The organism is Pseudomonas sp. FIP_A4, assembly GCF_036701605.1.
In the GTDB taxonomy this organism is placed as follows: Bacteria; Pseudomonadota; Gammaproteobacteria; order Pseudomonadales; family Pseudomonadaceae; genus Stutzerimonas; species Stutzerimonas phenolilytica.
This window is the reverse complement of sequence record NZ_JAYDXP010000030.1, coordinates 1-255: the sequence shown is the minus strand read 5'-3', so window position 1 is coordinate 255 and position 255 is coordinate 1. Positions and strand designations below refer to the sequence as shown.

Genomic DNA, 255 nt, shown 5'->3' with positions numbered 1-255 from the left:
CAACCGGGTGCCGATACCCCGAACAGCTTCGTCAACTGGACCAGCACCACGGCGGCACACGGCACCTTCACCGACCTGGGCGCTGGCAACTACAGCTACCTGATCAACCCGAACGATGCCGCGGTGCAGGGCCTGGACGAGGGCGAAACCCTCACCGAAACCTTCACCTACACCATGCAGGACGCCGACGGCGATCCGTCCAGCGCAACGCTGACCATCACCATCACCGGCAGCAACGACGGCCCGACCCTGAGC

At 65.1% G+C, this 255-nt stretch carries 1 protein-coding gene; it reads left to right on the top strand.

What is annotated here, in order from left to right; translation table 11 throughout:
• Positions 1–255: VCBS domain-containing protein (locus tag U8L64_RS00210; RefSeq protein ID WP_333392712.1), on the top strand; the 255-nt coding region annotated here is incomplete at both ends.